General features: G+C 59.9%; 13 protein-coding genes. 5 read left to right on the forward strand and 8 right to left on the reverse strand.

Going from position 1 to position 14880, the window contains the following annotated elements; translation table 11 throughout:
* The first annotated feature begins 54 nt into the window (after positions 1 to 54).
* Positions 55 to 2076, forward strand: a complete 2022-nt coding sequence (locus tag IPM54_13075) for a TonB-dependent receptor (protein MBK9260736.1) — start codon at positions 55 to 57, stop codon at positions 2074 to 2076.
* 9 nt (positions 2077 to 2085) lie between these two features.
* On the opposite strand, the gene IPM54_13080 is transcribed toward IPM54_13075, so the two are convergent.
* From IPM54_13080 to thiO, 7 genes are all read right to left on the reverse strand, one after another.
* Positions 2086 to 3885, reverse strand: a complete 1800-nt coding sequence (locus tag IPM54_13080) for a fatty acyl-AMP ligase (protein MBK9260737.1) — start codon at positions 3883 to 3885, stop codon at positions 2086 to 2088.
* Complete coding sequence (locus IPM54_13085) at positions 3882 to 4148, reverse strand: acyl carrier protein (protein ID MBK9260738.1); 267 nt, start codon at positions 4146 to 4148, stop codon at positions 3882 to 3884. Before IPM54_13085 ends, IPM54_13080 begins: the two co-directional genes overlap by 4 nt.
* A gap of 69 nt (positions 4149 to 4217) precedes the next feature.
* The gene (locus IPM54_13090; protein MBK9260739.1) at positions 4218 to 5123 is read right to left on the reverse strand and encodes an ABC transporter substrate-binding protein; all 906 of its coding nucleotides are present in this window, start codon (positions 5121 to 5123) and stop codon (positions 4218 to 4220) included.
* Positions 5124 to 5199: 76 nt separating this feature from the next.
* The gene (locus tag IPM54_13095) at positions 5200 to 5814 is read right to left on the reverse strand and encodes a thiamine phosphate synthase (protein MBK9260740.1); all 615 of its coding nucleotides are present in this window, start codon (positions 5812 to 5814) and stop codon (positions 5200 to 5202) included.
* A 9-nt stretch (positions 5815 to 5823) separates the two neighbouring features.
* On the reverse strand, positions 5824 to 6621 hold the full coding sequence (locus IPM54_13100) for a thiazole synthase (protein MBK9260741.1): 798 nt from the start codon (positions 6619 to 6621) through the stop codon (positions 5824 to 5826).
* A 4-nt stretch (positions 6622 to 6625) separates the two neighbouring features.
* The gene (gene thiS / locus IPM54_13105; protein ID MBK9260742.1) at positions 6626 to 6826 is read right to left on the reverse strand and encodes a sulfur carrier protein ThiS; all 201 of its coding nucleotides are present in this window, start codon (positions 6824 to 6826) and stop codon (positions 6626 to 6628) included.
* Positions 6823 to 8010 (reverse strand): glycine oxidase ThiO, encoded by a 1188-nt coding sequence (gene thiO, locus IPM54_13110; protein ID MBK9260743.1) that lies wholly within the window; start codon positions 8008 to 8010, stop codon positions 6823 to 6825. Before thiO ends, thiS begins: the two co-directional genes overlap by 4 nt.
* Positions 8011 to 8116: 106 nt before the next feature.
* Here thiO and IPM54_13115 point away from each other — a divergent pair, with 106 nt between their 5' ends.
* A complete protein-coding gene (locus tag IPM54_13115) occupies positions 8117 to 9139 on the forward strand; it encodes a hypothetical protein (protein ID MBK9260744.1) in 1023 nt (340 codons plus the stop codon).
* 23 nt (positions 9140 to 9162) lie between these two features.
* Here IPM54_13115 and IPM54_13120 read toward each other — a convergent pair whose 3' ends face one another.
* The gene (locus tag IPM54_13120; protein MBK9260745.1) at positions 9163 to 10395 is read right to left on the reverse strand and encodes a rhomboid family intramembrane serine protease; all 1233 of its coding nucleotides are present in this window, start codon (positions 10393 to 10395) and stop codon (positions 9163 to 9165) included.
* Positions 10396 to 10505: 110 nt separating this feature from the next.
* Between IPM54_13120 and IPM54_13125 the strand changes: the two genes are divergently transcribed.
* The 3 genes from IPM54_13125 (at position 10506) to IPM54_13135 (ending at position 14860) form a co-directional block, all read left to right on the forward strand.
* A complete protein-coding gene (locus tag IPM54_13125) occupies positions 10506 to 11936 on the forward strand; it encodes an MFS transporter (GenBank protein MBK9260746.1) in 1431 nt (476 codons plus the stop codon).
* A gap of 124 nt (positions 11937 to 12060) precedes the next feature.
* The gene (locus IPM54_13130; GenBank protein ID MBK9260747.1) at positions 12061 to 13152 is read left to right on the forward strand and encodes a hypothetical protein; all 1092 of its coding nucleotides are present in this window, start codon (positions 12061 to 12063) and stop codon (positions 13150 to 13152) included.
* Positions 13153 to 13318: 166 nt separating this feature from the next.
* Positions 13319 to 14860 (forward strand): hypothetical protein, encoded by a 1542-nt coding sequence (locus tag IPM54_13135; GenBank protein MBK9260748.1) that lies wholly within the window; start codon positions 13319 to 13321, stop codon positions 14858 to 14860.
* Positions 14861 to 14880: the final 20 nt, after the last annotated feature.

The raw sequence follows: 14880 nt of genomic DNA on the forward strand, positions 1-14880 counted from the left end.
CTGCGCACCGTTCGGCCGTTGCATCGGCCTGCTCGCCATGCCATCGCTGCACCCATGGCGGCCGGACGATGGACGCGCGAGAAACGGCTCCTGAAAGCCGCAATGCTGGCGATCGCATTTCGGTCATCCGCGGCGAATGCTCAACCTGCGCCGCCCGAAGAGCCCGCAGCGTCTCCTCCAGTCGAAACGCCGGCGCCACCACCGCCGCCCCCCGAGCCCATCGAAGTGACCGTCGAGGGCGACAAGGCCCCTGCTGGATCGGTAGCGCTGAAGCGGCGTGACATTCGCGAAATGCCCGGGGTGCTCGGAGATCCTTATCGAGCGATCGAATTGCAGCCTGGCGTCACGCCCACGGCGAGCGGTTTGCCCTATTTTTACATTCGCGGAGCGCCTCCGGGAAACATTGGATATTATTACGACGGCATTCGCGTTCCGCTTCTATTTCATGCGGGTGCGGGACCGAGCGTCATTCCAGCGCCGCTCGTTTCTCGCGTGAATTTGCACATGGGGCCATATCCGGCCGATATCGGGCGCCTCGCAGGAGCAGCCGTCGACGCCGAACCTGCGCCATTACCAACACAATGGCGAGGCGAAGGGATGTTTCGATTCGTGGACATCGGCGGCGTCGTTCAAGGTCCCGTGTCGGAAGATGCGACGGTGCTCGTGGGAGGCCATTATTCGGCCGGAGCGCACCTCATTTCGGCGCTCGTGAAAAACGTCGATTTTGGATACGCTGATTATCAAGCTCGATTTACGCATCGAATTGGATCACGCGGAAAATTTTCGGCGCTTGCATTTGGAGCGTGGGACAAACTCGCCGCAACGACAGGAGAAACTGACGAACGCGACACGCTCCTCAATGCGGATTTTCACAGGCTCGACCTGCGTTACGATCACGATTTCGATTCCGGGGGCAAACTGCGAGCTGCCGTGACCCTGGGCCTCGACCGCTCACGCGATGTGGGCGTCGAGCGCGCGACGAACTACAAAATTGGCGCTCGCCTGCGATTTGCAAAGCCCATGGGTCACGGCAAGGCCCTCCTGCGCGCGGGCATTGACGTCATGGTGGATCGTTACGACATGGTGCATCACGAGCCGTGTCCAGCCGGGGATGCATCTTGCTTGGACAAACCGCTGGCGCTCTCGCAGCTCGATGAAGCATTTCGTGCTCTTTTTCCGAGCCGCTGGGATTTTGTTGCTGGCGCCTGGACCGATGCTTTGATCGTGCTGAATGAAAGCTCGACGATCACGCCCGGATTGCGCATCGATCATTATCGATCGATGGGCAACGATGCGACCGCGATCGACCCGAAAATCGTAGGCCGTTTTGGCGTGGGTGACCGAGTAAAACTCGTGCCGACCATTGGCCTGGCGTCGCAATTGCCTGGGTTTGCCCCGTTGCCGGCGCTGCAAATTGCAGGTATTACGGGGGGATTGCAAAGAAGCTTTCAATCGAGCTTCGGGGCCGAAGTCAAGTTGTTTCCCGTTCCCATCGAGCTGGGTGCGAGCGTATTTCGCCAAGTCACGTTCAACATGACCGATCCGATTGGGACCGATCGCGGCACGACCCTCGGGCCCGAACGCTTTTTGTCGCGCAGCACGGGTGATGCGTATGGTCTCGAATTGAACGCTCGCGGTGCATTACGCAAAGACATGCTCTTCATTGCATCGTACACGCTTTCGCGTTCGACGCGCACGTCTTCGAATGGCGTGACGATACCCTCCGCGGTGGATCGCACGCACGTGGCGCACGTGGCGATATTGTATGAATTCACCAAGCATTGGCGTGGAGGCGTCAGGCATGTATTTTATAGCGGATTTCCTGCCGAAGAAGCAGGCACGGGCCGTCCTCCGAATTCGGATCCGCAGCGCACGCGCCCGTTTTACAGGCTCGACGTGCGTGTTTCACGGCGCTGGACGGTGGGAAAGACCGGCTTCATTGGGCTGATATTCGACATTCAGAACGCGACGCTCAGCAAAGAAGTCTTCGACGTGACGTGCAAAGAAGGTATTTGTCAGCCGCGGACGCTTGGGCCGATCACGGTTCCGGGGTTGGCGCTGGAGGGGGGATTTTAAGGCCGCCCTTCAATCGTCCGTTTTTCCAAACAACCGATGCCGAAAATAGCCAAGCTGGCTCTTCGCAAATTCCTTGGCTAGGTCCAGTTTGTCCACTTCACGCGCGCTCGTTCGCCGGGTGAGCTCGCCCGATTCGTACAATTCGCGCGTTTTTCCGCGTTGCAACTTGCCGCTCGACGTTTTTGGCAAAACGCCCGGCGCAAGCGGCACGATGTCGTCCACGGTCAAACCCACCGCTTGTTGAATCGCTTCGCGTGCTTTCGCGACGAGCTTTTGCTGTTCTTTTTCGTCCGTCACGCCCGTTTCGAATGCCACGACCACGCGTTCTCGATCGCCGGGACCCGTCATCGTACCGAACGCAATGACGTTACCTTTGCGAATGCCATCCACTTGACTCGCTTCCCATTCGATGTCTTGCGGATAGTAGTTGCGGCCATTGACGATGATGACTTCTTTGGATCGCCCGCAAACGTAGATTTTCCCGTCCGCGAGATACCCAAGGTCACCCGTACGCAAATAGCCCCCGGCGAATGCATGTCGAGTCGCCTCGGGATCGCCATGATACCCTTGCATCACGCTCGCCCCGCGAATGCGGATCTCTCCAATTTCGCGTTCTCCGAGCGGTTTTACGCTCTCCGCATCATCGGGCGCGAAGACACACACCTCGTGCCCCTCGAATGCCGGACCGCATTGCACCACGGCCGATGCGCGAGCGCTGTCCTCTTTGGCAGGTTCTGCGCGCCCTTCGGACCATAACCTTTCACCGTCCACGACATCGGTCACGACGCCTTGGCCAATGCTGAACGATACCGCCAAGGTCGCTTCGGCCAAACCATAACAGCTCGCGAACGCTTTTTCGTCGAACCCCACGGGAGCAAATTTTTGCGCGAATGCCCGCAAGTTTTCAGCTCGAATGGGTTCCGCTCCGCACCCTGCGACGCGCCATGAAGACAAGTCGAGCCCTTTCATTTCCGCGTCCTTGATGCGTTTGACGCACAAGGCGTAGGCAAAGTTCGGCCCGAATGATATGGTTCCTCGATATTGGGATACCGCCTCGAGCCACCTCGCCGGACGCTTCAAAAAGAGGAGCGGAGGCAAAAACGTCACCGCATTCTTGTGGTAAATGGGCGCAATGACGAACCCGATGAGGCCCATGTCGTGATAAAGCGGCAGCCAGGAAACGCCTGAATCGACCGTATCCGTCACGGCGAGCCCGAGCTGCATGATCGAACGCACGTTTGCCGCAAGATTCGCGTGCGTCAACGTCACGCCCTTCGGACGCGCCGTCGAACCGCTCGTGAATTGCAAAAAGCACACGTCATCCAGACTGACGTCGACCGGGCGTAATCGTTCATGGGAAACGCGGACGTCTTCGACTGCGACGACTTGCTCGAGCTCTGGGGCTTTGGCTTGAATCGTCCCGAGCAGCAATTTCACTTCTTTGTTCGTCAGCAGGATTCGCGCGCCGCTTTTCGCCACGATGTGCAGCGTATTGTCGAGATATCCCGCGAGTTTTCCGAGCCCCGTCGGCGGATAAATCGGCACGGGCACGATGCCTGCTCGCACGGCACCGAGAAACGCAAAGACGAAATCGGCATTGTCAGGAAGGATCAGCGCAATCCGGTCACCTTTGCGCAGCCCGAGCGCCTGCATGGCTCCCGCAAAACGCCCACTCTCCCGCTCGACGTCCGCGTACGAATAAAACCGCTCGTCTTGCCGCGATTCCCCGAGGAATCGATAACCCGTTTTGCTTACGGCCGCCGCATCCTCGATTGCGCGTGCGACGGTGCGCGACACGTGCCCGCTCATTCGCTCAGCCTTCCGTCTTGTCCAAGACGCTCCACGATGGCCGTTATGACATCACCCACGGTTTCGATTTGCTTGAGCGCCTCGTCGGGGATCAAGAGGCCATACGTGTCCTCGACCTCGGCGAGAACTTCCATCACGCCGAGCGAATCGATGCCGAGGTCGGCGACGATTCGCGTCGACAATTCGACATCGACCTGCGACTGTCGGTGTTTTGTAAAGACTTCGATGACCTTGCTTTCGACGTTTTTACGATTCCAAGTCATGACACGCGTCCTGGCAGCATTTCGGCCGCTCGGAATTACCCCGAATGGCCCCGATTTGCAAAGCCTAATTCAGGTTTTTGGACCGTCACCGAGCACGAGGCGCCGAAGCCGTTCGATGCCTTCGATGCTGCGCGCGCCGTACCACATGAGATCCTTGCCGTCACAGAAAACAATGCGCCCGTTTTTGGCAGCCGGAATATCGAGCGCTCGGAACGTGTCCGCATCGGACTCGGTGAATGCGTGAGGTTCATCGGGCAGGATCACCACATCGGGCTGACGCGCGACGACTTCGTCCAGCGTCACGCGCGGGTAACGCGTGTCGCGATCGCCCACGCGTTCGGGCGGAAGCGGCGCGGCCTTTCCAAGGTCCGCGGCAAGCGGATAACGTCGCGGCCGGTCGGCGAAAATGTTTTGACCTCCAACGAGATCGAGCGTGTCCGAGATGAACGTGGATTCATGCACCGTCATGAGCGGGTCCATCCAAATGGGCACGAAAGCGCGCACGGGCGCGTGATCTTGCCGGTGCTGTTCAGCTTCGCGATGCGCACGATACGCGGTAGCGACGAGCGCACGCGCCGAGGGCTCTTCGGAAATGCCCAGCGCAATGGCGAGCCGAGCCAAATGAGAAATGCCTTCGGCAAACCGTTTGGGGAACGAAACCAGCACGGAGATGCCCGCTGCATCGAGCTTTTCGATTTGCGAGCGCGTATTTTCTTCCTGATTCGCGATCACCAGATCCGGCTCGAGCGATATGACGCGGTCGACGTCGACGTCTTTCGTGCCCCCGACGATTTCGATGTCGCTCACGTCCGCTTCGGGAGCGATGCAAAATCGCGTGCGCCCGACGAGTTTGTCTTTGGCACCCAAACGAATGACGGAATACGTGTCGCTCGGGACGAGCGAGACCACTCGTGCCGGAGGGTTTGGAAAAACGTACCGACGTTGCCTATCGTCTTGAAACTTGATGATTTTCATGAGCTGCAACCTGAACAGACTTTTTCATGAGGAACAACGGGCCAGAGGTCAAGGATGGTTGGTCGGTTTTCCCGGTTCATGCCGCATCCCAAGCCTCCATCAGCCGTTTCACGTAGTTCCCCGGATCCTCGCTTCGCATGACGCCTCCCATCACCGCAAATCCCGACGCCCCCGCTCGCTTCAGCATACCCACGTTTGTCTCGTCCACGCCACCCAGCGCAAACACAGGCACCCCAAGCAGCGCCGCTTCTCGTAGGACCTCCGGCTTCAGCACGGCCGTGAGGCCCGGTTTGCTCGCGGTTCTGGCAAACGGACCGAGCGTCACATAATCAGCGCCGGTCGATGCCGCGACATCCTCGAGGGTGTGGCAGGACAATCCAATGATTGCCGATTCTCCCAGGTGCGTGCGCGCCTCTGCGACATTTGCACCCGCGGGCAAATGCACGCCGTCCGAATGAATGGCTGCATGTATATCGCCGTGAACGAGCAGCGTGCCGCCGCGCTGACGCACGATGGGCAATAGCTCATTCACGAGCGACAATCGCTCGCTTGGCGACATGTCCTTTTCCCGCAAGCTCACCCAACGGCACCCGCCCTCGAGCGCCGATTGAATCACGTGGGTAAGCGGCCGGCGCGCTTGTGAGCGGTCCGTAATCAATAGCAGCGGTGCGGGAAGCCGAGCCGAACGCATTTCAAATGGTCACGTCCCAATCAGCCCAAGCTCGGGGCTCGAAGCTTCAGCGCGCGTTTTCTTCGGAATTCGCCCCGCTAGGCGAGCCAGCCGTCCGGCTTCGACCGCAAACTTCATCGCCGTTGCCATTTTGACGGGATCATTGCTGCGCGACACCGCCGTGTTCAGCAATACCGCATCACATCCGAGCTCCATGGCGAGCGCTGCGTCGGATGCCGTTCCTACGCCCGCATCCAATACGACGGGGACGGGCGACCGTGCGCAAATTCGTTCAATGTTGTACGGATTTAAAATGCCAAGACCCGATCCAATCGGCGAACCCAGCGGCATCACCGCAGCACACCCGATATCGGCCAATCGCTGACACACAATGGGATCATCCGTACAGTAAGGCAAAACGGTAAAACCACTCCGCACGAGCTCGTCCGCCGCACGCAAGAGTTGCTCGACATCCGGATGAAGCGTTTCGCGATCGCCAATCAATTCGAGCTTCACCCAAGCGGTTTCGAGCGCTTCGCGACCGAGCTCCGCGGTCAATACGGCGTCTTTCACGGTGGCGCAGCCGGCAGTGTTTGGCAAAAGAAACGCGCGACCTGCAACGAGGTCGAAGAGCGATTCGGCATGACCCGACAGATCGGCCCTTCGAATCGATACGGTCAAGATTTCTGCCCCCGATGCCGTGAACGCATCGAGAAAAATATTTTGGTTCGGATACCCCGCAGATCCTAGAAACAAGCGCGACGAAAACGACCTGCCCGCAATGATCAACGAATCACTCGATTTACCATTGGTTTTTTCGTTCGACATCATTTCAACCACCTTGCATGATCTTGACGATTTCGATGTCGTCTTCCCCTGACAGCACCGTCTCTGCCCACTTCGATCTTGGCACGACGCTACCATTGATCGCTACGGCGATGCCTCGCGTTTCCACCTGGAAACCTTGCGCTGCAAGCAAATCGACAAGGCGCTCGGGCGCGGAAGTCAAGAGTTTTCCATTGAGTCGCATCATGAAGTCTCCCGGCTTTTTGTAAAACGATCAATACCAAATTTCGAGATGCGATCGTCGAGTTTTCCAATCAAAACAAAATCCGCAATCGCTTTCGCGGTGATCGGCGCGAGCAAAATGCCATTACGATGATGTCCGGTCGCCAGCAAAAGACCATCGATGCCGGGCACCGGACCGAGCACCGGAGCGTCATCGCGGCTTCCTGGACGAAATCCCGTCCACATTTCATCAATCGCCAGCTCTTCGATTCCAGGGAGCGCACGCCATGCCGCTTCGAGCAGCGCCAGGACGCCGCCTGCCGTCAAACTCGCGTCGAACCCCTTTTCTTCCGTGGTCGCACCAATGAGCAGCCGGCCATCGAAACGCGGCACCAAGTAACTCTTCGGCGCCCATATCACGTGACGCACGAGCGGCTCTTTGGGATTCATTCGCACGGCAATCATTTGCCCTTTGACCGGCCGAACTGGAGGCATTGCTGACGAGGGCAAACCCGAGAGCATGCGTGACCACGCGCCCGCGGCAAGTACGACGATGTCTGCCGAATGAAGCTTTTCCGCAATGACGACTCCCCGCGCTCGCCCCGCCTCGATGTCGATTCCTGCGACGGGCGTGTGTTCATGCAAATGGCCACCTGCGCGCAAAAAGGCTGTTTTCAATGCCGAAGCGACGTTGCGATTGTCGACCTGACCATCCTTTGCAGAAAAGATTGCCCCCGCCGTGCGTGGATGCAAATGCGGTTCGCGCTCGCGTGCTGCCGCGCCTGATAGCCATTCGATCGAAATCCCCAGGCTCCGCTGAAAATCGTATCTGTGGCGCAATGCTTCCACATCGTCACGATTGAGCGCCACCACGAGCGTTCCATCGAGACGCAAATCCACTTGCTCGCCGCTCGAGGCTTCCAGTTCCTGGGCAAACTCTGGCCACATCGCTTGACTTGCGAGACACAGCGGCAAGAGCACCTGCTCGCCAGGTTCGGCTTCCACGCCAGCCGCGAGCATCCCGGCCGCGGCATGCGTTGCTCCGCGCCCCGCATCGGCCCTATCGAACACGTCTACGCGGCAGCCTGCGAGCGCCAGCCGAAAGCCGATGGAAAGGCCGATGATGCCCGCGCCAACGATGGCTACGGTCGGTCTCTCTGCGTGAACGGACGATGCGGAAATGACAGCCTCCTCGAACGATCGAGGCATGGCCTCATGCAGCTCAAAAAGCAAGCGGTCCGCACACGCCGCTCACAAATTCTGCCTCGCAACCGAGCCCTGCCTTTCGCTACGCTCGGACGTCGGAGGTGTTCTCGTGTTCCGCTTCAAACGCTACGTATCGCTTGCGCTGCTTTCAGCACTCTCGGTTTTGGGTTGTGGAGGTGAAACGGGAAGCGGAAAAACCCCCGAGCCCGAACCCGTGCCGAAGTTCGATTACCCGCTCGACGACGTGCTTCGTTTGCATCACGTGCAAACCAAATCCACGCACAACAGCTACCATATCGAGACCAAGGACAACACCGTCGAAGATTGGAACTACACGCACGCTCCGCTCGACGTGCAGCTCGGCGCGCAAGGTGTCCGGCACGTGGAGCTCGACATACGCTTCAATGCGTCGCTCGAAATCTTCGAAGTGTACCATTTGCCCATTCTCGACGAGCAAACCACGTGTCGAAAATTCACCGACTGTTTGTCCGTCCTGAAGAAATGGTCGGATGCGCACCGAGCTCATCATGCGCTGGTGGTGCAAATCGAAATGAAAGACACGGTGCCCGAAGTTTCGGCGGAAACGTATTTCGAGGCGATGCACAAGGAAATACGTAGCGTTTGGCCTGACAATCGATTGTTCACGCCGGACGAATTGCAGGGGAGCGAAGCGACGTTGCGGGACGCCGTGAAGAAAAACGGTTGGCCGACGCTTGGCGAGCTGCGAGGGCAGGTGCTGTTCACGCTGGATGATTCGGGGACGAACCGGCAGCTCTACACGAAGAACCACACGGGTTTGGCTGGACGAATTCTCTTCGCGGACGCGTCGCCGACGGATCCGTGGGCAGCGATCGCGGTTCTGAATAGCCCGCTGGGAGATGCGGCGGCCATCGCCGAGGCGCTCGCAGCGAACATGCTCGTGCGCACGTTCGTCGATGGAACGCAGGAGGCGCGCGATGCGGCCATGACAAACGGCGTGCACTTTTTGACGACGGACTACCCGGCGCCCGTCGACGGGATGGCTTACTGGTTCGACTTGCCGGGCGGAACGCCGTCGCGATGCAATCCGGTCACGGCGCCTGCGGAATGCACGTCGGAGGCGATCGAGGATCCGGAGTTTGTCGGGGAGTGAGATGGTTGGAGGTCAAATGGTCCTCACCCACGCACCGCCATCATCCCGATCCCAACGGACGCTGCCATCGCCAACGCGATGACCCCCGCGACCGCCGATAGCCACGGACGCGGCGTCGTCTCGATGCTCGCTCCAGGCATACGCTGATCGACCGGCACGAGCCCGTCGCCCAAGAACAAAATCATCAGGACAAACCCGAAGAAACCGCCGCCAAAATGCGCGAGTACGTCGATGCCCGGCAGGAAGCTCAAAAATACATTGAGCACCAACGGTCGCCATGCGCTCGACTTCAAGCGCGCCACGAGCAGCGGCGGCAAGAGCCCTCGAGGAAACACCACGATGGCCAAGACCGCCATCATGAGCCCCCAGATCGCCCCCGATGCACCGGCGCTCATCTTGTTGTCGGAGAAGTACGTCGTGACGAGCGCCCCACCTAGCCCGGACAAACCGTACAGGATGAAGAACCTGCGGGCACCCAAGACCGGCTCGAGCAGCATGCCCAAGTTGAAGAGCGCCAGCATGTTCATGATGAAGTGCATCACGCTCCAGTGCAGGAACGTCGATGCGTAGAGGCGCCACCATTCACCGCCACGGACGAGCGGACCGTTTGTCGCGCCCATCCCCATGACCACCTTCGCGTACTCGGACGAGCTCGCCGTGATCATCGCGAACAGCGCCACCGCGCCGCACGCTGCGATGAGCGCGATGGTCATCGGGGTTTGTCCGCGGAGTTTGACCATGGCTTGATGGTCGCGCTCCACGAGCGATCGGCCTCGTACGAGAGCTTCCTGGAGCCGCTCGTTGGACGGCGCGTCGCTTTGCTTGATGCGCTCGGCTGCCGCTTCGAGCAGGCCGAGTTTGTCCCCAGAAACGTGTGCAAGACGGCTCGCATCGTCGACGTGATGAAAGCCGAAGCGCACGTTGGCCGCGCCGCGAGATCCCGTCTGGAGTGCTTGCACGACCGCGGGACCACCGCCGATGGCCACCACGTGCGTCGGTACGTTGCCGGTACTTGCAACTCGAACGATCTCCGCGACGATCTCCGGCAATCGTTTCAGCGCATCGCGATCGCGCGTAGGCAGAAGAAAGATCTGCGGCGGCGCGCTGGGCGATATGAGCAATGAAAATTCCGGACGATGTTGAAGAAGCGACATCTCTGGGTCGAGGGCAAAAAGCGCGCCCAGAAGCCTGTCGCGACGCACGACGCTCGGGTCCGTAGGTAGATCCGGCAGTGCGGTCGCGTCGTCGATCGGCATGTGGGCAAGTTGATCGCGAACCTAGCGGGATGCAAGGCGTCGGGGCGCGTTGCGCAGTCCAAACATTCGCTCTCGGCACTCGATGCTCGGTCGAGTAACATGCGCGCGTCATGCCGAACTGGCTCCAGAACTTCCTCCCGATTCTGCTTCTGCTCGTTGCGATCGGCGTTGTGATGCTTCGGTTGCCGAAGATCGACGTCGGTCATTCGGATGCGTACAAGCGGCGTCGCTTCATGAACTGGTTCCCGCTCGGCTTGACCTACGCGCTGCTCTACTTCGGGCGGTACAACTTGTCGGCCAACGCTCCGCTCTTCGACAAACTCGGACTGATGAGCAAGACCGAATTTGGCGACATCAGTGGTATCGGCTCGTTCGTCTATGGCGTGGCGTTTCTGCTCAATGGGCCCCTGGCGGATAGGTGGGGTGGTCGCGCGACGATGCTCATTTCTGCCGGTGGTTCGGCGCTCATGAACTTGCTCATGGCAAACATCATCGGGCGCGCGCAATCAGGGAGCATGGACCACGACGCCGTCATCACTGCGATGACGGCGCTCAACACGGCGAACATGTACTTTCAAAGTTTCGGCGCCGTATCGATCGTCAAGGTCAACGCGGCGTGGTTCCACGTGCGCGAACGTGGGATGCTCGGAGGTGTTTTCGGCATTTTGATATCGCTCGGTCTTTATTTTGCATACGATGGCAGCCGCGCGATTGCCTCATCAATGGGCTTGACGAACGCATTCCTCGTACCCGCCGGAATGCTCATTGCCTTCTGTATCCTCGATAGTTTTCTCATTCGCGATTTGCCGAGCGAGGCAGGTTTCCCTGATTTCGACACTGCCGATGCATCGAGCGGCGACACCGGTCCAAGGCAAAGCGTGCTCGAAGTTGCGCGCACACTATTTTCCCAAAAGGTCATTTGGATCATCGTTGCAATCGAATTTTGCAGCGGATTTTTGCGCAATGCCGTCATGCAATGGTACCTCGTGTTCGCCGCGAAGACCGGCGTCAAAGAGGGGTTCGTATCGTCGAACTGGGGCGTCTTGCTTTGCGTCGCAGGTATTCTCGGCGGCGTTTTCGCGGGCTTCATTTCCGACCACGTTTTCAGCGCAAGGCGCGGTCCCGTCGCGTCCGTGCTATATGGCGGGCTTCTCGTAGGGTCGCTTCTCACGCTTCTCACGCTCGGCACCGTGATGACCGGCTGGTCCGTCGTATTCATGTCGTTATGCGTCATCGGCGTGCACGGCATGTTGTCGGGCACGGCGAGCGCCGATTTCGGTGGCAAGAAAAACGCGGGCACGGCAACGGGCTTCATCGATGGATTCGTGTACCTCGGCACCGGTGTTCAATCGCTGCTCTACGCACGCATTCTTCCCGCTGCACCGGCTGACAAAGACCCGGCCAATTGGAAAATATGGCCGATCGCCATGATCCCCGTGGCCCTCGTTGGTTTCTTTCTCGCCACGCGCGTGTGGAACGCGCGACCCAAGACGCAAGCTTCCGTTCCCGCACCAACACCCGCACCGGCTGGCGCGGAATGAAGCACCCGTGGCGCCGGCGATACGTCCGTGGATAGGGGGACACGTCGCATCGGCCACAGGGCATCGAAATCCGCCGCATTTACTTTGATCCCGGATCGGCATGCTCCATGAAGGGCGTGCCGTCATGTTCGCTCGCACCGCTCTCTTCGCCCTCGCCGTCTCCGCGTTTGGTTGCTCCAAGCCCCAAACACCCGTGCAGCTTCATGAAGCCACGGCGGCCCCCATCGTCGTCATCGACGATGCCCCACCAGCATCCGCGGACAAACCTACCGCTTCTTCGGCGCAGATCGACGCTGCCGCGTTCGCACACGTCGTCGTCGATCAAGGCGAAGCGCTCGTCGTGCTCTCGACCGAGCCGGATGAAGCGCACTGGGCAAAAGGTGCGCCGAGCCTCGTGGGCAAAGCGAGCCCCATCGTCATGCGGCGCAACGTCGATCGAGCAGCGCTACCGGAGTTCATCAAGCGTCACATCGGCCGCGAGGTGGTTCTCGTGGGCCCGAGCGGTGAGGTTTGTCGCGGTACGCTCAGCTCGCCCTTCATCCTCGGGCGCGTCGAGCCTCATTTCGGCGAGCGAGAACGCTGGAGCGGCGAAGAGATCGACGGCGTCATGACCCCGCCCGCGTCGGAAGAACGCATCGCTGAAGAGGCTTGGTCCATGAGCTCGGGTGGACGCGTTCTCGTTGCCGAGTTGGTCGGGACAAGCGGCGATTGTCGGGACGCACTTTTTGCTCGAGCGCAGGATTTGCCGGTGATCACGGCGGCTGCTGCACGTCGACCGTCGGCATCGATCACGGCTCGCGCGATGGATGAGCTGCGCAAGCTGCCTGCGTACGGTGCGTTGGAAGAGGCGTACCGAAAGTCGCAAAGCGTGACGAAGTCGTCGTCTTGGACGGAGAGCGACGATGCGGATGTGACGGTGCACGAATTTTCGACGAACGCGGCGACGTTCGTATGGCTCTCGGCATCGGCAGGGCAGCCGTGTAGTGACTTCTCTGGACGCATCGACGTGCTCTGGAAAGTGTACGGGCCGACCGCGAAAGAGCTCGAGTTCGAGCGGCTTTTCGATGGCGAGACGGAGTTCGAGCCGGAGCTCGTCGTCCACTCGCCGGGCGAGAAATTGCCGTCCTTCGTGGGGCGGGAATCGATCTTGCGCCAAGGTTCCGCCGGGTATGCCGTCGAGAATCTTCACGTTCCGTACCTCGACTGCCCCTGCTGAGAGGGCTGGTCGGGAAAAACCTTTCGTCGGGTGTGCTGCCGGACGCATTGTCGGCGCGGTGCTCTTCCTTGCTCGATCGATCTCGGTGCGAATTGACGTCGGGCGAAAGGTGTGAGAAACACTAGGCTTCGTTCGAGAGCTTGGTGGATCGTCAGTGAGGCGCGGGATGAAGTATCGTTTCGGGTTTGTCGTTGCCGTCGGTGTGGGACTTTTTGGTCAAGCATCGGCGCTTGCGCAGCAGCCGCAGCCTCCTCCGGCGCCTGCGCCTGCTGCACCTTCCGCGGACAAACCTCCGGCGGACGCGGCGCCAGCGCCCTCGGACAAACCTGCCGACGCAGCGCCTCCGCCGACCGATCCAGTTGCAGGTCAAACGGATCCGAATGCACAGCCGGCGCCGAAGCCTGCCGAGCCGACGCCGAACGCGCCGCCGGCACCTCCGCCGCCAGGTGCAACGACGACTGCGCCGCCGGCGCCGCCGCCGGTGACGTTGCCCCCGTATCTGACGGGTGGTCCGCAATCGATTACGGTCGTTCCGCCGCCTGCGAATACGCAGCCATCGATCACCGCCACGCCTGCGGCGCCTGGTCCCGGGGCCGATGCGGGCGTCGTACCAAAGAAAAAGCCGGCCTACGTCCCGTGGCGCGGAACGAACATCAACTGGCACACGGGCGCGACGACCACTGCGCTGGGGATTGGCCGGGACAACCAAAGCAGCTCGCACGAGCAAATATCGACGGGTTTCAACCTCACGCTCAATTATTTCGTTCTCGATCCAAAGCTGGCCGATGGCAGCCCGCGCGGGTATTCGTTTCGTGTCCAAACGGCGCTGGGATTCGATACCGAATTGACGGACAGCGACGTCACGAAGACGAAGCGCGAGCCACAATTTCGCGATTTGCCTCTTCAAGGCATTCTTTCGAAACCTTTGTGGAAAAGCGCAAATGAGGAATGGGGCCTGTCGTTGGTGATGAACGGTACGGTCTTGCTTCCCACGTCGAAGGTATCTTACTCGCGGGGCGTTTACCTCACGACCTCCCCTCGCGCATTGCTCATGGCGACCGTGCCGCTTCGAGGCAAGAAAGCTGACTTTTTGCAAAATGTTTTCGTTGGTTTGAGTGGTCGTTGGGATCATCAATTCAGCCGCGCGAACGTACCGACGAACCCCGACATTCAACGGCCCCGACAAACCATTTCCGGCGCGACCATCATGTCGGATCAGCTCACCGGGGGCTCATTGGAGACGAACAGCCTACGCACGGGTATGTTCCTTTTCTTCAGCGAAAAGCTCTTCGATCATACGTTGTGGGTGTTCCTGAGCGGTGGTCTTCAATATGGGCTCCTCAATGACGTCACAAACAGTGGATGTGTGCAACTCGCGACGGGTTGTGCCGAGCCGACCCGAGCGCAAAATCCCGTGACCACGCGCTATTCGACGAGCTTCGCCATCGGCGCGAGTTACTTCCCCGCCGCCGAATGGGGCTTCGATATCACGTACTCCAATGGCAATGGCCAGCTCGGCCTCGACGGTCAACGCCGCAATCCGCTCTACAGCCCCGACGCAAGCTTGAACCTGAGCGTCATTCTGTCTCTCGACGCCATTTACGAGCGCTTTACCGGTCCAGGACGCGACGATCCGTTCATCGTTTTCGGTCGGAACTCGACGCCTCCTCCCATGCAGCCGTTGCGATCGCTCGACACCGTCTTCTAATCACTGGCGGCCAGCCAACG

The organism is Polyangiaceae bacterium, from assembly GCA_016715885.1.
Lineage (GTDB): Bacteria > Myxococcota_A > Polyangia > Polyangiales > Polyangiaceae > Polyangium.